Origin of the sequence: Paenibacillus sp. IHB B 3415 (assembly GCF_000802655.2) — a bacterium.
GTDB classification, from domain to species: Bacteria; Bacillota; Bacilli; order Paenibacillales; family Paenibacillaceae; genus Paenibacillus_AQ; species Paenibacillus_AQ phytohabitans.
Window position 1 is genome coordinate 69,788 of sequence record NZ_JUEI01000056.1, and the last position, 16,470, is coordinate 86,257.

At 46.4% G+C, this 16,470-nt stretch carries 19 protein-coding genes; 17 read left to right on the forward strand and 2 right to left on the reverse strand.

Annotated elements, in window-relative coordinates; translation table 11 throughout:
- Positions 1 to 265 precede the first annotated feature (265 nt).
- The 13 genes from ftsA (at position 266) to QW71_RS22935 (ending at position 10,916) form a co-directional block, all read left to right on the forward strand.
- Positions 266 to 1,528, forward strand: a complete 1,263-nt coding sequence (ftsA, locus tag QW71_RS22875; protein ID WP_039304274.1) for a cell division protein FtsA — start codon at positions 266 to 268, stop codon at positions 1,526 to 1,528.
- A gap of 64 nt (positions 1,529 to 1,592) precedes the next feature.
- Positions 1,593 to 2,702 (forward strand): cell division protein FtsZ, encoded by a 1,110-nt coding sequence (gene ftsZ / locus QW71_RS22880; RefSeq protein WP_039304277.1) that lies wholly within the window; start codon positions 1,593 to 1,595, stop codon positions 2,700 to 2,702.
- A gap of 129 nt (positions 2,703 to 2,831) precedes the next feature.
- Entirely contained in the window at positions 2,832 to 3,716 is an 885-nt protein-coding gene (locus QW71_RS22885; RefSeq protein ID WP_039304281.1) for an Rpn family recombination-promoting nuclease/putative transposase, read from the forward strand.
- Positions 3,717 to 3,926: 210 nt separating this feature from the next.
- Positions 3,927 to 4,892, forward strand: a complete 966-nt coding sequence (gene spoIIGA / locus QW71_RS22890) for a sigma-E processing peptidase SpoIIGA (protein ID WP_200905962.1) — start codon at positions 3,927 to 3,929, stop codon at positions 4,890 to 4,892.
- Between the two features lie 23 nt (positions 4,893 to 4,915).
- A complete protein-coding gene (sigE, locus tag QW71_RS22895; RefSeq protein WP_039304286.1) occupies positions 4,916 to 5,635 on the forward strand; it encodes an RNA polymerase sporulation sigma factor SigE in 720 nt (239 codons plus the stop codon).
- 78 nt (positions 5,636 to 5,713) lie between these two features.
- Positions 5,714 to 6,496 (forward strand): RNA polymerase sporulation sigma factor SigG, encoded by a 783-nt coding sequence (gene sigG / locus QW71_RS22900; RefSeq protein ID WP_039304289.1) that lies wholly within the window; start codon positions 5,714 to 5,716, stop codon positions 6,494 to 6,496.
- Positions 6,497 to 6,661: 165 nt separating this feature from the next.
- Positions 6,662 to 7,006: a YlmC/YmxH family sporulation protein gene (locus QW71_RS22905; protein ID WP_039304293.1), complete on the forward strand. Its 345-nt coding sequence runs from the start codon at positions 6,662 to 6,664 to the stop codon at positions 7,004 to 7,006.
- A gap of 195 nt (positions 7,007 to 7,201) precedes the next feature.
- Complete coding sequence (gene pgeF / locus QW71_RS22910; protein WP_039304296.1) at positions 7,202 to 8,059, forward strand: peptidoglycan editing factor PgeF; 858 nt, start codon at positions 7,202 to 7,204, stop codon at positions 8,057 to 8,059.
- 3 nt (positions 8,060 to 8,062) lie between these two features.
- Entirely contained in the window at positions 8,063 to 8,746 is a 684-nt protein-coding gene (locus QW71_RS22915) for a YggS family pyridoxal phosphate-dependent enzyme (protein ID WP_039304298.1), read from the forward strand.
- A gap of 11 nt (positions 8,747 to 8,757) precedes the next feature.
- On the forward strand, positions 8,758 to 9,201 hold the full coding sequence (locus QW71_RS22920) for a cell division protein SepF (protein ID WP_039304302.1): 444 nt from the start codon (positions 8,758 to 8,760) through the stop codon (positions 9,199 to 9,201).
- A 7-nt stretch (positions 9,202 to 9,208) separates the two neighbouring features.
- On the forward strand, positions 9,209 to 9,478 hold the full coding sequence (locus QW71_RS22925; RefSeq protein WP_039304304.1) for a YggT family protein: 270 nt from the start codon (positions 9,209 to 9,211) through the stop codon (positions 9,476 to 9,478).
- Positions 9,479 to 9,482: 4 nt separating this feature from the next.
- Positions 9,483 to 10,265, forward strand: a complete 783-nt coding sequence (locus QW71_RS22930; RefSeq protein ID WP_039304306.1) for an RNA-binding protein — start codon at positions 9,483 to 9,485, stop codon at positions 10,263 to 10,265.
- A 165-nt stretch (positions 10,266 to 10,430) separates the two neighbouring features.
- Positions 10,431 to 10,916: a DivIVA domain-containing protein gene (locus tag QW71_RS22935; RefSeq protein WP_039304308.1), complete on the forward strand. Its 486-nt coding sequence runs from the start codon at positions 10,431 to 10,433 to the stop codon at positions 10,914 to 10,916.
- A 246-nt stretch (positions 10,917 to 11,162) separates the two neighbouring features.
- Here the strand turns inward: QW71_RS22935 and QW71_RS40575 are convergent, their stop codons facing one another.
- Together QW71_RS40575 and QW71_RS22945 are read right to left on the reverse strand one after the other, a co-directional pair.
- Positions 11,163 to 11,312, reverse strand: coding sequence for a hypothetical protein (locus QW71_RS40575; RefSeq protein ID WP_160311833.1), 150 nt, complete (start codon positions 11,310 to 11,312; stop codon positions 11,163 to 11,165).
- 191 nt (positions 11,313 to 11,503) lie between these two features.
- Positions 11,504 to 11,941, reverse strand: coding sequence for a hypothetical protein (locus QW71_RS22945; protein ID WP_039304311.1), 438 nt, complete (start codon positions 11,939 to 11,941; stop codon positions 11,504 to 11,506).
- Between the two features lie 109 nt (positions 11,942 to 12,050).
- On the opposite strand from QW71_RS22945, the gene QW71_RS22950 reads away from it, so the two are divergent.
- The 4 genes from QW71_RS22950 to QW71_RS22965 all read left to right on the forward strand — a co-directional run bounded on the left by QW71_RS22950 (position 12,051) and on the right by QW71_RS22965 (position 16,470).
- Positions 12,051 to 13,025, forward strand: coding sequence for a glycosyltransferase (locus QW71_RS22950; protein ID WP_039304314.1), 975 nt, complete (start codon positions 12,051 to 12,053; stop codon positions 13,023 to 13,025).
- A gap of 181 nt (positions 13,026 to 13,206) precedes the next feature.
- Positions 13,207 to 13,980: a glycosyltransferase family 2 protein gene (locus tag QW71_RS22955; RefSeq protein ID WP_039304317.1), complete on the forward strand. Its 774-nt coding sequence runs from the start codon at positions 13,207 to 13,209 to the stop codon at positions 13,978 to 13,980.
- A gap of 41 nt (positions 13,981 to 14,021) precedes the next feature.
- Positions 14,022 to 15,443, forward strand: a complete 1,422-nt coding sequence (locus QW71_RS22960) for a hypothetical protein (RefSeq protein WP_039304319.1) — start codon at positions 14,022 to 14,024, stop codon at positions 15,441 to 15,443.
- A gap of 22 nt (positions 15,444 to 15,465) precedes the next feature.
- Positions 15,466 to 16,470 carry an SDR family NAD(P)-dependent oxidoreductase gene (locus QW71_RS22965; protein ID WP_039304322.1) on the forward strand — a complete coding sequence of 335 codons (1,005 nt, stop codon included), beginning with the start codon at positions 15,466 to 15,468 and terminating at the stop codon, positions 16,468 to 16,470.

The window sequence follows — 16,470 nt, forward strand, 5'->3', positions numbered from 1 at the left end:
GCGGATTTTTTGAAATGCATTCATGGATATAGCTGTCATTTCTTAAAAGGTAGAACTTATATGCTTTAGAAAAAATTGAAAGCAGTTGTTTGCATGCCAAAAGGCTGTTATATTATTCCATTCAAAAAATTTGTAGAAAAAAGAGGGAAAGGATTAGGGATGTTGAATATGTACAGAGAAGTTTCCCGGGACCGGGATCAAAGCGTATTTTCTATTTATTTGGCTTCACAATTCATTATGATTATAACAGGAGGTGCCATAGGGCTTGAGCAACAATGACATCATTGTTAGTTTGGACATCGGTACATCCAAAGTTCGGGCTATTATTGGGGAAGTTACCAATGGAACCTTTAATATTATTGGCGTTGGATCTGCTGATTCGGAAGGAATACGCAAGGGTGCGATTGTAGACATCGATCAGACTGTGCAATCGATCAAGAGTGCCGTAGAACATGCGGAGCAAATGGTCGGTATTCAAATATCCGAGGTGTATGTCGGTATATCCGGTAATCATATCGGCCTGCAATCCAGTCACGGCGTAGTTGCCGTGCAGAATGAAGACCGTGAGATCGGCGAAGATGATATCGACCGCGTAATCAAGGCTGCTGAGGTCATAGCACTGCCTCCTGAGCGCGAAGTCATTGATGTTGTCGCCAAGCAATATATCGTCGACGGGCTTGAAGGAATTCAAGATCCGCGCGGAATGATCGGAGTTCGCCTCGAGGTTGAAGCAACGATCATTACCGGGGCTAAGACACCAATACATAATCTGCTGCGCTGCGTGGAGAAATCAGGTCTGAAGGTTAAAGATCTTGTGCTTATGTCTCTCGGGGCAGGCGGATTAGCGCTTTCCAAAGATGAGAAATCAATGGGAGCAGTACTGGTGGATATCGGTGCCGGCCAGGCGACGATAGCCGTATATGAAGAAGGTTCCTTGTGCGCAACCTCTACGATTCCGATCGGAGGAGAATTTATAACCAATGATATTGCATACGGTCTGCGAACGCTTACGGATCAGGCCGAGAAGGTCAAGCTGAAATATGGCTGTGCCTGGATTGATGACGCTGCCTCGGATGTCGTGTTCAAGGTTCTGCGGATCGGCAGCAATGTTGAGAAGGAATTCAACCAGGAGGATCTGGCGGCGATTATTGAGCCCAGAGTTCAAGAAATCTTCCATCTAATCCGCCAGGAAGTGAAACGGCTTGGTTACAATGAGCTTCCGGGAGGTTATATACTAACGGGTGGCACCGTTTCGATGCCGGGTGTCCTGAAGGTAGCCCAGACTGAGCTGGCAGCCTCCGTACGTATTGCCGTACCTGATTATATTGGAGTACGTGACCCCGGGTTCACCGGCGGCGTGGGTATACTCCATACCGTTGTGCGCAGATTCCGCGGACGAAGCAGCGGCGGAAGCGCCAATAAGAAGACGGTTAACCGCAGCAAGCAAAGTGCTGCACCTAGTCAGGATTCTTCCAAGAAGCCAGGGCTGGTAGAACGTCTAAAGAATATGTTCAGCGAGTTCATATAAGTGTAAGTCCAGATATACTTGGACTGGCCATCCAAGCACTACTCAAGGGGGAGATGGAAACAATATGTTGGAATTTGATTTTGAAATGGAGAGCTTAGCCCAAATAAAGGTCATCGGCGTAGGCGGCGGCGGAAGCAATGCTGTAAACCGGATGATTGAAAATGGCGTTCAGGGTGTTGAATTCATCACGGTTAATACAGATGCCCAAGCGCTGCATATGGCCAAATCGGAGCATAAACTGCAAATCGGGGATAAACTGACCCGCGGACTTGGCGCTGGAGCCAATCCTGAGGTGGGGAAGAAAGCGGCTGAAGAATCCCGCGATCTGATTTCAAATACGCTTAAAGGTGCAGATATGGTGTTCGTAACCGCAGGTATGGGCGGGGGTACCGGAACGGGCGCAGCGCCTGTAATTGCTGAGATTGCCAGAGAGTGCGGAGCATTGACGGTTGGCGTCGTGACCCGTCCGTTTACTTTTGAAGGCAGAAAACGTTCCAATCAGGCAGAACTGGGAATCGAAGCGTTGAAAGAAAAAGTGGATACGCTGATCGTGATTCCGAATGACCGCCTGCTGGAAATTGTGGATAAGAAAACACCAATGCTGGAGGCTTTCCGCGAAGCGGATAATGTACTCCGCCAGGCTGTGCAAGGGATCTCTGATCTCATTGCCGTTCCCGGCCTGATCAACCTTGACTTTGCCGATGTGAAGACAATTATGACGGAGCGCGGTTCAGCGCTTATGGGTATCGGTATTGCGACCGGCGAGAACCGTGCCTCGGAAGCAGCCCGCAAAGCCATTATGAGCCCGCTCCTCGAAACCTCCATTGAAGGTGCACGCGGCGTAATTATGAACATTACAGGCGGCTCCAACCTCTCCTTGTACGAGGTAAATGAAGCGGCTGAGATTGTTACCTCTGCTTCCGATCCTGAAGTGAATATGATCTTTGGTGCAATTATCGAAGAGAGCATGAAGGACGAAATCAAGGTTACGGTAATTGCTACCGGCTTTGAACATAAGCCTTCCCCTGTAGCGCCTGCCCGCCGTCCTGCAGCAAGCAGCGAACCGGCAGCTGACAAGAATGCGAATCTCCGTCCATTCGGCAATCAGACAACCTCTGATCAGCTGGATATCCCTACATTCCTGCGTAACCGCACACGCGGCAACAACGATTAAGAACTAAGAGCAATGAACTGCATAGCTTTTTTACGGAAGCACCGTATTCGACCCGCCTTTAGCCGGGACGAATACGGTGTTTTTTTGTTTTTCAGGCTGTTATAATAACGATAACGGGAGACGATATGAATGGAACTGCTGGACCCCCGGGTGGATTTTGTATTTAAACGGATATTTGCAAGCGAGAGTAACAAGGATGTGCTGCTGGCTTTTCTGAACCGGATATTCATGGATGCGGGTGATCCGCCGCTGGAGGAAGTAGTGCTGCTCAATCCGTATACGGATAAGGATGATCCGCTGGATAAACAATCGATATTTGACATTTGGGCGAAGTCTGTAGAGGGCAAGCTGATTAATATTGAAATGCAGCTGTTCAACAAATACGATATTGAGAAAAGGACTTTATATTACTGGAGCAAACGTTATGCGGGACAGCTTCAGGTAAGCGGTAAATATGCAGACCTCAAGAAATGCGTAACAATCAATATTCTGAATTATAGGGTACTGCCTAACGAATATCCCCATAGTGTATTTCATTTACGGGAAGATGCAACCGGAACGCCGCTCACGGATGATATTGAAATTCATTTCCTGGAATTACCCAAGCTGAATCAGCCTGCCGTTCCCGGCCAGGGCGGTTTGGTGAACTGGTTGCTGTTCTTGAAGGGAATAAAACAATCGGATTGGGAGGTGCTGTTGATGAACGAGCCTGCTTTAAAGAAGGCGATGGAAACCCTGGAGTTTCTGAGTCAGGATTCGGAAGCCCGACGTAAATATGAGGACCGCCAGAAGTTTCTGCTTGATGAAGCCTCGCAGAGAGATGGGGCACAAAGAGAAGGGTTTGCTAAAGGCATAGCAGAAGGCATAGTACAAGGCAGAGAAGTAGGCAGAGCAGAAGGTGAACTAGAGGCAAAACTGGAAGTAGCCAGGAATCTTCTGGCTATGGGGCTGGATCTTCCTTCTGTAATGAAGGCGACCGGACTGAATGAAGAAGAATTGAAATCTATCACTTGAATGAATATTCGAACTTGAAGTCAGCCTCTACAGGCTGGCTTTTTCTTTTATCCTCTTAATATCTCTGCTGACCTATAACTCGACAAAAAAAACGTAAGTACGCCCCCCAAGTTTAGACAGACTTTGAATGCGAGAGTTCCTATACTAATCTTATCGTCTAAAAAGAGAGCCTTCACCCTGGCCTCCGGCTAGATATCCGTTACCAGGCAGGTGAAAACACTGGTTGTTTATATTGACTTGATCTTCGCCGCCAATCTGCTGATCGACGGAATTCTATTGTGGCTGACCAGCTGGCTGGTCAAGCTGAAGGTGTCCTGGTGGCGCCTGTCTCTCTCTGCGCTGATTGGCGCGCTCTATGTCGTGATGATGTTTGTACCGGAGCTGTCCTTCATGTACACCTTCCTCATCAAGTTCGGGTTGTCGGTAGTGATGCTGTGGATCGCGTTCGGATTTAGAAGTCTGCAAAGCTATCTTCGTGCATTAGGGGCATTTTATATCATTAATTTTGCGGCGGCAGGAGGTATAGTAGGAATTCATTATTTGCTGCAAAGCTCAGGCGACATCTGGAACGGCATTATCTTTACTTCTTCAGGCGGCCAAGCTTACCGGCTGAAGATTGGATTCTGGTTCGTACTTGCGATGCTTCCGCTGGTGCTTCTTCTCTTCAAGCTGATTCAGGCCTCCCGCAGGCGCAGGGAGCAGCTGGAGACATATATCGGTGAAGTGACTGTGGAGATTGACGGTGTTATTGTTACCTGTCCCGGGCTGCTGGATACCGGAAACCGGCTCAATGATCCGCTTACGCGAATCCCGGTCATGGTTATGGAATCCTCTTTATGGGAAGGCCATCTGCCGGCCTCATGGAAAGGAAGGCTGACACAGACGGGGGCAGACACACTAGTGCTGGAAGCGGACGGGCAGTCGTTCGCCTGGCAGGACAGAATACGGCTGGTGCCGTACAGAGGCGTTAACCGCGGGGCATCCTTCATGCTCGCGTTGAAGCCGGATTCAGTGATGATAAAGCTTGGCGGCGAAACCTTTTACAGCAAGAGGGTTCTCATCGGGCTGGATGGCGGGACACTGTCGGGAGACGGAGCGTACCGGGCGGTCATACATCCTGACCTGACCCACAATGAGAGCGCTGTAGAGGCGCCGGCAGACAAGGCTATGAGTTAAGGAACATATAGGAGGAACAATAAATGGTCAAATTCAAACTTGTGCTGCAACTGCAGTATTATCGTATGCTGTTTCTGCTGGGACTGAAGAGCCAGGAAATTTATTATATCGGGGGCAGTGAAGCGCTGCCTCCTCCGCTTACACGGGAAGAGGAAGAGTTCCTGCTGCAGCGGCTCTCGAGCGGTGATGCAGCGGTCCGGGCCATGCTGATTGAACGCAACCTGCGGCTGGTGGTGTATATCGCCCGCAAATTCGAGAACACAGGGATCAATATCGAGGATCTTGTTTCCATCGGGGCGATTGGACTGATTAAAGCAGTCAATACCTTCGATCCGGAGAAAAAAATAAAACTGGCCACCTATGCCTCACGCTGCATTGAGAATGAAATTCTGATGTATCTGCGGCGCAACAGCAAAACTAGAAGCGAGGTTTCTTTTGATGAACCCCTGAATATTGACTGGGACGGCAACGAGCTGCTGCTATCGGATGTGCTGGGAACGGAGAATGACACGATTTACCGGAATATCGAAGAACAGGTGGACCGCAAGCTGCTGCAGAAGGCGCTGGAGAAGCTTAGTGAACGGGAAAGATTAATTATGGAGCTGCGGTTCGGACTGCGCGGCGGTGAGGAAAAAACCCAAAAGGATGTTGCTGATTTGCTTGGCATTTCCCAATCCTACATTTCGCGCCTGGAGAAAAGAATTATCAAGCGGCTGCGCAAGGAGTTCAACAAGATGGTGTAAGCTGAAGGAACCGAGGAATAAAATGCCGGACCGGGGAGATAATGTACAGTAATGTTTCTCCTTGGGAGGTAAATCATCATGACCCGAAATAAAGTCGAGATTTGCGGTGTGGACACCGCTAAGCTACCCGTTCTTACGAACGTGGAAATGCGGGCATTGTTCACTTCGCTGCAGCAGCAGGGCGAGCGATCCGCCAGAGAGAAATTGGTAAATGGTAACCTTAGACTTGTTCTTAGCGTAATTCAAAGGTTCAATAATCGTGGGGAGTTCGTGGATGATCTGTTTCAGGTAGGCTGCATCGGACTCATGAAAGCCATCGATAATTTTGATTTATCGCAGAATGTCAAGTTCTCTACCTATGCGGTGCCGATGATCATCGGAGAGATCCGCCGCTACTTGCGTGACAACAACCCGATCCGGGTATCGCGCTCGCTGCGGGATATTGCCTATAAGGCCCTTCAGGTCCGCGACAGCCTGACCAATCAGAATTCGCGGGAACCGACGATCCTCGAGATTTCAGAAGCGCTCGGTGTACCTAAAGAGGATGTCGTCTTTGCCCTTGATGCTATTCAGGACCCGGTATCCCTGTTCGAGCCGATCTATCATGACGGCGGTGATCCGATCTATGTGATGGATCAGATCAGCGACGATAAGAACAAAGATGTATCCTGGATTGAAGAGATTGCTCTTCGTGAAGCCATGCAGCGGTTGGGACAGCGCGAGAAACGTATTTTGTCCATGCGGTTCTTTGAAGGTAAAACCCAGATGGAGGTAGCGGATGAGATTGGGATCTCACAGGCGCAGGTATCGCGGCTTGAGAAGTCGGCTATCCAGCAAATGCAAAAGCATGTGAAGTCTTAAACAGCAGGCTATAGATAAGCGTGGGATATTCCGGAAGGCGCGTGAGCGGCTGCCCGGGGTATCCTTTTGTATGTTACGGCGAAGGCTGGCAATGAATTAAGACATGTTGCCAAGCCTTAAGGACATATACTGGAGCTATAGGTCTGAATGTACAGGGGTGGCAGGATGAATGAAGATTCCGTAGGGTCAGGCAAAAAGATGAAAATCTCTGATTTTCAAACCAAGGATGTCATTAATATTGTCGACGGCAAGCGGCTCGGACAGATTAGCGATCTGGAGCTGGATCTGCGCCGCGGGGTTATTGATGCCATTATCGTACCGGGATATACAAGGTTCATGGGACTGTTCGGAGGCGGTGCGGATCTGATTATCCCGTGGCGGAATATCGTCAAGATCGGTGCCGATGTCGTCCTGGTGAAGATTGAGGAATCCCGGATGCCTCAGGGCCAGGAAGAGCGGGAGATGATGTATCTGGAGCGGCCGGAACGCAGCGAGCGGCGCACTTATTGATCGGGTGCGTCTTTTTTCTGCGTATATGGGTAAAGGCACAGGGGGGGTTCAGGAGTGTGCAGCGTTACATCACTTTGTGGGGCTGAGTTGGTGTGGCAGGTTTTCGGGGCCCCCGCAAAGTACTTGGATAGGCATCGGAGCGTAACATCACTTTGTGGGGTAGAGTTTGTGTTACACTTAAGCGGAGGTGAAGATATGGAACCGTTTATGCGGAGTGACGGAACGCCTATGCTGCTTCATCTGGAGCCGTGGCGTGAGAAGTATAATGCAATCACAGCAGGATTCACAGGCAGAGAGGGCGGCAGCGGTACGAAGCCGTATGACAGCATCAACTGTGCGTTTCATGTCGGTGATGATCCGGCTGTTGTGCTCAGCAACAGGAGGCTGCTGGCGGAAAGTCTTGGTTTCGGGCTCCAGTCCTGGACCTGCGGAGAACAAACCCATGGTAAGGATATAGCGGTAATTACAGAACAGGACCGCGGAAAAGGCAGCCTGGACCGGTCTACAGCTTTTCAGGCTACCGACGGGCTCCTGACTAATGTGCCGGGTGTGCTGCTGACTTCCTTTTATGCGGATTGTGTGCCGCTCTACTTCTATGACCCCTTGCACAGTGTTGTGGGGCTGGCACATGCAGGCTGGAAGGGGACTGTCGCAGAGATCGCAGCAGCGATGGTGGACAGAATGAAACAGGAGTATGGAAGCCGTCCGGAGGATATCCAGGCTGCCATAGGCCCTTCGATTGGCGAATGCTGCTACGAGGTAGATGATTATGTAATGGACCATGTCCGCCGGCTGGAGGCCGGGCTGAACCCGCTGATGATGGTGGAAGGGGCGCCGGACTTATATAGAAGCTCGGATAAGGACAGCAGCAAAAGTATGCTTAACTTGAAAGAAATGAATCAACGCATTATGATAAAAGCAGGAATATTGCCGACTCATATCGAATGTACATCTTGGTGTACAAGCTGTAACAGTGATCTGTTCTTTTCGTACCGCAAGGAAAATGGGGTTACAGGGAGAATGACGAGCTGGATCGGAATAAAGGAGAGTTGAATTTTGGCCTCATTACAGGAAAGAATCGCTATCACCCTGGAACGTGTCGCACAGGCCTGCGCGGTCAGCGGCCGTGATGTAAGTGACGTCAAGGTTATCGCGGTGACGAAATATGTACCTCTGGACACGGTAGCCGCTGTACTGGAAGCAGGGCTCACGGAGATTGCCGAGAGCCGCTGGCAGGATGCAGAGCCTAAATGGAATGCGCTTGGACACAAGGGAATCTGGCACTTTATCGGGCATTTGCAGACCAATAAGGTAAAAGACGTTATCGGTAAATTTGAATATATACACTCGCTCGACCGGCTATCGCTGGCACGGGAACTCCACAAGAAGGCGGACGCTGCCGGACTGGATGTTAAGGTGTTCCTGCAGGTGAATATTTCCGGAGAAGATACAAAGTTCGGTTTGCCGCCCGAAGCGGTGGAGGGTTTCCTGAAGGACATCGCCCCGCTAAGCCGTGTGAAGGTAATCGGACTGATGACCATGGCCCCGCATGAGGAAGATCCGGAGCTTACCCGTCCCGTATTCCGGGGGCTGCGCGAGCTGCGTGATTCGCTTAACCAGCTTGCTTTGACACCTGAGCCTATACAAGAGCTGTCGATGGGAATGTCGAATGATTTTGAAGTGGCGATACAGGAAGGAGCCACCCGGGTACGCCTGGGTACGGTACTAGTAGGTCATTAGGAGGGAGATTGATGGGCGTGATGAACCGGTTTATGAGCTTCTTGGGTTTGCAGGAGGAAGAGGAAATAGTGGAGCGGGAGCAAATTTCCCGTGATGAGGATGAATACGAACCCGCCCCTGTAGAAACACGCAAAAATCAGCGGGCCAACGTCGTCAGTATCCATTCGCAAAAAAATGTGAAGGTTGTGCTCTACGAGCCGCGTTCGTATGACGAGGCCCAGGAGATTGCCGACCATCTGCGTGCGCACCGCACGGTAGTTATTAATTTGCAGCGGGTGCGTAACGACCAGGCAATGAGGATTATTGATTTTTTAAGCGGAACGGTTTATGCCCTGGGTGGAGGAATATCCAAGATTGGGGGCAATATATTTATGTGCACTCCAGATACAGTGGAAATCCAAGGCTCCATAACAGAAATTCTTGGTGACGATCAAGACTACAACAGAATGAGGTGAGCAGGTTTTGGATCAAATATCTTCAATTATAGACATCCTATTTACAATTTACTATTACATGATTATCGTATACATTCTCATGTCCTGGCTGCCTAATCTGCGTGAGAACTTTATCGGTGAGCTGCTCGGCAAGCTTGTCGAGCCGTATCTTACGCCATTCCGGAAGATTATTCCTCCGCTTTTCGGAACGATTGATATCTCCCCGATTATTGCGATTGTCGTGCTCCGGTTTGCGGTAGGCGGGCTTCATTCCATTGTGGCCCTGGTGTTCGGCTAATCACATGAAGAATGAAATTTACGGCCACTTCCACCCGGATGAACGGCAATTTGTGGACAAGGCCTGGGAATGGGTTACGAATGCAGGAGAGTACCATGAGACCAAGCTGACCGAATTTCTCGATCCCCGTCAGGGATATATACTGCAGAGCCTGGTGAACCGCCACCCCGATGTCATTATACGCTGGGAGGGCGGTTCTGACGATGCCGAGCGGAAGCGGGCTATGGTTGCGCCGGATTACCGTGATCTCACGGGTGAGGACATGGAGCTGAAGGTGCTGGCCATTACCTCTGGGGAGCAGAAATTCCTTGCGCTGGAGCATGGTGATTATATGGGCGCCATCCTGGGACTGGGCATCAAAAGAGGCAAGATCGGTGATATTCATGTGCTAGAGGACGGCTGTCACGTTGTGGTAGCTGAGGATATCGCCGATTATCTGTCCATGAATCTGACCGGTGTACACCGGATTAACGTTAGTACAGAGATACTGCCGCTATCCGGCTTACGCAGCAGCCAGGTTAAGCTGGAAACGATGGATTTCACCGTGGCTTCCCTGAGGCTTGACGGAATTGCAGCGGATGTGACCCGGCTTAGCCGGAGCAAAATTCTGGCTCCCATCAAAGCCGGACGTGTGCGGGTGAACTGGAAGGTGGAGGAAGATCCGTCCTGTAGTCTGAAAGACGGTGATGTAGTTTCTATCCAGGGCTTCGGACGGTTCAAGGTGCTGGAGATCGGCAGCTTGACTAAGAAAGGTCGTTACCGGATTCTGGTAGGCAAATTTGTCTGAATTCTTAGCAGGATTACAGGCGTGCTTGTCGAAATTGATATTCTCAAGGGAAACACCCCCCTTCACTTTTGGGGATATCCAAGCAAGCAGTCTTTCATCTTTGTCTTCCGGACAGACTATCGTTCAGGGACAATGGATGTCCGAAATTTCTAGGAGGTGCACAGCATGCCATTAACACCGCTCGATATACATAACAAGGAATTCTCTCGGAGAATCCGCGGTTATGACGAAGATGAGGTCAACGAATTTCTGGATCAGGTCATTAAGGATTACGAAAGCGTTATTCGTGAGAACAAAGAGCTGCACAACCAGCTTTTATCCATTCAGGAACGCCTTGATCATTTTGTCAATATTGAAGAAAGCCTGTCCAAGACCATTATCGTGGCTCAGGAGGCTGCAGATGATGTGAAGAACAACTCCAAAAAAGAGTCACAGCTGATCCTCAAGGAAGCGGAAAAAAATGCTGACCGGATCATCAACGAGGCGTTGTCCAAATCCCGCAAGGTAGCGATCGAGACAGAAGAGCTGCGCAAGCAGGCTTCAATCTACCGCACCCGTTTCCGGACCCTGCTGGAAGCCCAGCTGGAGCTGCTGTCGCAGGATGACTGGAATGCGCTGGAGAGCCGCGAGGTAAGCGAGAACGCGCTTTGAGCACGGATACAGTCTTATGATCCGAACCTCCGGGACGATTCAGACAGCTTGTGAATAACAAAACTCCTAAGTAGAAGATGTTGACCTTGTTTGTTCAAGAATAAACAAGACTTCTACAAAGGAGTTTTTTTGTAAATATAAGAATTTATATGTTTCACACGATAACTTATCCTTCTATTTCTCGCTGAAACGCTACCGTCCTTATAAAAGGACGGCAAATCCGTTTCTACTTGAATTATAAGATGTTTATGCAGGTGCATATACTTTACCAGTGATATTAACAGGTCCCGTTATAGTGATATCTCCCTGAAGATCCTCCTGATTCGAGGCAAACACTTGAACTGTATGGAATCCGACGGATACATTCGTAAGAATGGTCTGGAACGTTGTGGTCATTTCAAGCGGTTCATCTTCATCGTTTGAAATCTTGTTTGTTCAAGAATAAACAAGACTTCTACAAAGGAGTTTTTTTGTAAATATAAGAATTTATATGTTTCACACGATAACTTATCCTTCTATTTCTCGCTGAAACGCTACCGTCCTTATAAAAGGACGGCAAATCCGTTTCTACTTGAATTATAAGATGTTTATGCAGGTGCATATACTTTACCAGTGATATTAACAGGTCCCGTTATAGTGATATCTCCCTGAAGATCCTCCTGATTCGAGGCAAACACTTGAACTGTATGGAATCCGACGGATACATTCGTAAGAATGGTCTGGAACGTTGTGGTCATTTCAAGCGGTTCATCTTCATCGTTTGAAATGGACTCTTGCTCAGCACTGCCAACAACAACTCCATCCATAAGGACTTGAAGCAATAGCTTTGGCTGATCTGGTGGTGTAGCAAAAACGTTCGTCACCTGCCAGCCTGCTGTAGTAGTGAGCTCTACAAAATTAGTTGCAGTAGGAACACTCAGACCAAATGCTAATATCAAGGTTGGTGTTGCATTAATTGGGATAACAACTCCATTGTCGAGATTGGTTTGAACACTTCTGGCGAATTCAACCAAGGTATGTGCCATATTTTCACCTCCACTTATTCATAAGATCATTATATGTTTTTATGACTATTATGTTTGTGGCAAAGTCCTATTAATTTGATAGTCACAGAATTTACAGGGAGGAATAAAAATGAATATTCTTTTTATTACTTCAGGTTTTCGGGCGGTGTACTACTTTTTTGAGCAAAATATAGTAGAAGCATTACATAACGCAGGTCACCATTGTGAAGCTTTTACATTAAATAATGGCTTGAATGCATTAAAGCTTAAGAAAGAATCTTTGCAGCCAGATCTAATTTTGGTCATGGCCGGCTTGAAAATCTCTAAGCCTATGCTGGAATTCATAAAACAATCAAAAGTAATGTCGGCCGTCTGGATGACGGAGGATCCTTATTATATGGATTGGACTGTTCCGCTAATCCCTTACTTTGATTCCATTTTCACGATTGATCAAGCTGCATTAGAACAATATCAACAACTTGGCCATCCACAGGTATATCATCTGCCGCTGGGAACGGATCCGGAAATATTTCATCCCACCTTAGTCTCTGAAGAGTTCACAAGTGATATTTGTTTAGTGGGGGTGCCTTATAGTAACCGCATTGAGCTTGTTGAGTTCTTGTTAGAGAAAACAGAATATCGAATTCAGATCGTTGGGAGAGGGTGGGGCAAGTATTATAATGAATGGATACAAAATGCTAACCGGGATATAGATCTGGTGAATGCGTGGGTGAAGCCGGAAACAGTTGTTAATTATTATAATGGTTCTAAAATCGTATTGAATTCCCACCGTCCTTCTAATGAGAAATACAATAAAAATCGGATAGGTATTATTGCTAAAAGTATCAACAACCGTACCTTTGACGCTGCCAGTTGTGAAGCATTCCAGCTTACAGATTTCAAAGAAGAGCTGGCAAATTATTTTGATGGAAGTAAAGAAGTGATTTCTTATCTGGATAAGCCTGATTTACTTGAGAAGATTCATTATTATATTGCACATGACAAAGAACGCAAACAAATTGCTGAAGAAGCTAGAAAACGTGTTCTGACTTCACATACGTTTGAGCACCGGATTCATCATTTGTTGATGAAAATTCAATCTTAAAGACCTCGGGGTCCCGGGATAAAAAAACGTTTAACAGGAAAACTGTTAAGCGTTTTTTATTTGTGTGTGCGTATATGCGGTACAGCATTATGTAATTCATTGAAAATGTAGTCTTCTAACCTATTACCTTTTGATTATTAAAACATACTATAGCAAGTAAACAGCAAGGGGGGGATATATATTGACAAAGGTATCTATAATCATGACCAGTTACAATAAGGCCGGATATATCGCAAAGTCCATTCAATCCATTCTGGACCAGACCTGTACCGACTTTGAGCTCTTCTTGATGGATGATAACTCGAATGCAGAAACAATGAAAGTCATTGAGCCTTTTCTGAAGGATAAGAGAATCCAATTCTATCAAAGTAATATTCAAACCATGACTGAAAGAGTGGAGAAGGTTAGATATGCTGCTCTAATCAATGAAGCCCTGGTGAAAGCTTCGGGTGATTATATTTCATATGCAACGGATGATAACTGTTATAGAAAAACCAGACTGGAACAAATGGTGAATGCTTTAGAGAGCAATCCGGAGGTCATGATTGTCTATTCTGCGTCATTAGTCAATTATTTGAATGATAAAAATGAGATCACGAGAAACCAGCTAAGACCGGCAAAGAAGGTTGTTTCGGTAGCACCATGCCAAATCGATCATTGCTCCATCATGCATAGAAGATCCATTCTTCCGGTAATCAAAGAAAAATTCGGCTCATACTGGGATGAGAATCCGGAGTTTTATAGAATAGGGGACGGCCGTTTTTTTTGGCGGCTGAATCAATTCTGGGATTTCTACCCGATCGAGGATATTTTAGATGATAACTATATCACAGAATTATCCATTCATTATCAATTGCAGCAAGAAGAGAAGAGTCAATTTATACAAATGCTGCCGCCTCAAAGAACCTGTAAAGAGCTCAGAGAAGAACTGCGGTTAATGAAGCAAAAAAAATAAAAGGTCTGCCGGAGCCGATGTAATGAGGAGGGGAAAACGGAGTGTCTATCTATCTGTCTAATTACTGGTCTCTCTATAGCGAATTCATCAATGTGTTTAAGGATTTAAAATATAGAGGCATCCCCATTGCCCTCATGACGAATTTCTATCAGCAAATTAATGATGAGCTTAGAAGCGATATGGGGCGAGAAGACTTCGTGATGAAATTAAACGATTCGGGCATTAACCAACCCAACCAGATTCAACCCTTTTTCGAAACGATGGTCGCACCTTTATATCAGCCTTATAAGGCGAATGCAAATGGAAAGATATTGATCAATCTGGACTATACAAGAATTTCGCAGAAAACAATAAGTGACCATTTTAGCGGAGAGCATACGATGATTTTGTCACGTTCCAGGGCGGCTGAATATTATGGGATTCCAAATGTATGCATCGGTAATTATAAGAGGGAAACAGGCTGTGCATCAGAAGAATTAATCCGCATAGCAGCTTCAATTGTAGCTGAACACGCAGGACATCCTGCTTTTGGCAATCCTTTTTTTAGCCAAACCTTCCTTAAGCGGATTCCCGGTATTGTAGATGCAATAGATACTGTTGTTCATCTTTATGATCAAATTCCGATAGCAGTTGTAATCATGGGTACGACAGAAGATGTTGTCAGCCGAACCCTGGCCATCGTTGCAGGTATGAAAGGAATTCCCAGCGTTTGTTTGCAGCACGGGATCTTAATGGGGGAAGAAGCGTTTATTCCCGTTTTCTCTAGTCATATCGGGATATATGGAGAATACGAAAAAAAATGGTATGTGGACAGAGGGCTTGAGGAAAAACGAATCGCTGTTATCGGTCACCCCCGCTATGATGATATCTTCAATTCTCCACAGCCATCAAAGGCTGCCTTTATTGAGACATACGATCTTGACCCTAATAAAATTACGTTATTACTTGCCACAGGGCCTAACTTAGATGCAGATAAGATACAAACGCTAATCACTGAGTTGGCTGCTAATGAGAAATTTCAATTAATCATAAAACCTCATCCTTGGGAGCTTTCAAAAAAGCTGATTTCAATCTATACGGATTTGGAACTGAAATATAATTCCGTCCATGTTATCAAAGATAGAAAAGTAGATACACGTGATTTGATTATGAATTCAGACGGTGTCATCGCGACACTTACTACCGTTGCATTGGAAGGTCTTTTGTTTAATAAACCCGTTTTTGTCTATCGTTTCGTTCAGGCAAATCGTGAATACGAATATTATAATTCCCTGGATAATTATGTTCAGAAAGAGCCAGCCGAGTTAACACAAATAGTATCTAAATATTATTCAAGTAATAAAGAGAAATTAAACTATGAAGCTGTGAAGAACAAGTTTTTATTAAATTCATATACAACACAACATTCTGGCAGAGAGCTTTCAAATTTGATTAACCAATTGATCGGTGTAAGACCTGAATAAATGAAAAGGGAGGAGGGGAGATATGTTTTTCAGGAATAAAAAAATCCTGGTTATCGGCGGAACAGGCACCATCGGGAAAAGCATTGTGAAGCTTATTTTACAAGAGGACCCTAAGGTCATTAGAATTTTCAGCAGAGATGAGTATAAACAATTCGAGCTGCAAAATGAAGTGAATGGAAATTCAAAGCTTCGTTACTTGATAGGTGATATCCGTGATTATGATCGTGTGTCAGATGCGATGGAGGATATGGATTACGTGTTCCATACAGCAGCAATGAAGCATGTTTCTTTTTGTGAATATAACCCCTTTGAGGCTGTACTTACGAATATTGTCGGCACGTATAACGTGATAAAAGCAGCGAAGCAACAAAACGTGCAAAAAGTAGTGTTCACAAGTACAGATAAAGCCATTTCTCCGACCAACAATTATGGGGCAACCAAATTATCCGCTGAGAAGCTTATTTCCTCTGCAGAATATTTGAAGGGCTCAGGTACAACCGTATTCTGTACTGTCCGGTTTGGGAATGTGATGGGCTCCAGAGGTTCGGTCATACCTTTATTCGTTAAGCAAGTCAGGGAAGGCAAAGCTATTACCGTAACCGACTTATCCATGACAAGATTTATGATGACGTTAGAACAGGCGACTAAGCTTACCATTCAGTCACTGCAAATAGCTAAAGGCGGAGAAACGTTTATTCTAAAAATGCCAGTGATAAAACTAAAGGACTTAGCAGAGATTGTCGTGGAAGAAACGCCGAAGAAATACGGGCTTGATCCGTCCGCGGTTGAAATCGTTGAAATTGGCTTGAAGCCTGGTGAAAAAAGATATGAAGAGCTAATGACGTATGACGAATCATTGATTGCTTATGAGTTACCCCATTTATATATTGTCCCTTCTCCGTTTGCCCCGAAAAAATTATACGGGAAAGCAAGCAGAGCGGAACCAGGTACCTATAGCTCCGAAGGAGCGATCCCGCTGACTAAGGAACAAGTGCGGAAGTTAACGATTGAACAAAATTTAATCTAG

Excerpts from the sequence above, each read along its gene's own strand:
- ftsZ (WP_039304277.1), top strand. The coding sequence starts at position 1,593 with ATGTTGGAATTTGATTTTGAAATGGAGAGCTTAGCCCAAATAAAGGTC.
- QW71_RS22885 (WP_039304281.1), top strand. The coding sequence starts at position 2,832 with ATGGAACTGCTGGACCCCCGGGTGGATTTTGTATTTAAACGGATATTT.
- sigE (WP_039304286.1), top strand. The coding sequence starts at position 4,916 with ATGGTCAAATTCAAACTTGTGCTGCAACTGCAGTATTATCGTATGCTG.
- sigG (WP_039304289.1), top strand. The coding sequence starts at position 5,714 with ATGACCCGAAATAAAGTCGAGATTTGCGGTGTGGACACCGCTAAGCTA.
- QW71_RS22905 (WP_039304293.1), top strand. The coding sequence starts at position 6,662 with ATGAATGAAGATTCCGTAGGGTCAGGCAAAAAGATGAAAATCTCTGAT.
- pgeF (WP_039304296.1), top strand. The coding sequence starts at position 7,202 with ATGGAACCGTTTATGCGGAGTGACGGAACGCCTATGCTGCTTCATCTG.
- QW71_RS22920 (WP_039304302.1), top strand. The coding sequence starts at position 8,758 with ATGGGCGTGATGAACCGGTTTATGAGCTTCTTGGGTTTGCAGGAGGAA.
- QW71_RS22930 (WP_039304306.1), top strand. The coding sequence starts at position 9,483 with ATGAAGAATGAAATTTACGGCCACTTCCACCCGGATGAACGGCAATTT.
- QW71_RS22935 (WP_039304308.1), top strand. The coding sequence starts at position 10,431 with ATGCCATTAACACCGCTCGATATACATAACAAGGAATTCTCTCGGAGA.
- QW71_RS40575 (WP_160311833.1), bottom strand. The coding sequence starts at position 11,312 with ATGACCACAACGTTCCAGACCATTCTTACGAATGTATCCGTCGGATTC.
- QW71_RS22945 (WP_039304311.1), bottom strand. The coding sequence starts at position 11,941 with ATGGCACATACCTTGGTTGAATTCGCCAGAAGTGTTCAAACCAATCTC.
- QW71_RS22950 (WP_039304314.1), top strand. The coding sequence starts at position 12,051 with ATGAATATTCTTTTTATTACTTCAGGTTTTCGGGCGGTGTACTACTTT.
- QW71_RS22965 (WP_039304322.1), top strand. The coding sequence starts at position 15,466 with ATGTTTTTCAGGAATAAAAAAATCCTGGTTATCGGCGGAACAGGCACC.